This window comes from Halomonas sp. ND22Bw (assembly GCF_003011945.1).
GTDB lineage: Bacteria > Pseudomonadota > Gammaproteobacteria > Pseudomonadales > Halomonadaceae > Halomonas > Halomonas halophila.
The window spans coordinates 1-267 of record NZ_PXWD01000974.1 but is presented as its reverse complement, the minus strand read 5'-3'; the positions used below and the strand labels follow the sequence as shown (position 1 = coordinate 267).

General features: G+C 71.2%; 1 protein-coding gene. It reads right to left on the bottom strand.

Going from position 1 to position 267, the window contains the following annotated elements:
• On the bottom strand, nt 1–248 hold a 248-nt coding region (locus tag CVH10_RS21070), incomplete at its 3' end, for a hypothetical protein (RefSeq protein WP_219924935.1).
• Between the last annotated feature and the right edge of the window lie 19 nt (nt 249–267).

Below are 267 nucleotides of genomic sequence, written 5' to 3'. Positions count from 1 at the left end.
CGCGCATAGCGTTCGATCGCCCTGGCCTGGCCCGGCTTGCCGCCGATCGCCGCGCCGGCACGATCCGGGGCAGGTGCCTTCTCCGGCATGGCAGCAGGCTTCGGCCGAAAGCCCGAGAACATATCCCTGGCCTTGTCGCGGACTTGGTAGACGATCTCACGGGCGCGCTCGGGCCAGCGTATCTCGCGCCGCTCGGCGAAGCTGCGCGCCCGGTCCTCGTCGGACGGCGCGGCATAGTCGCCGGCCATGTCCTTGGCGCGATCACGC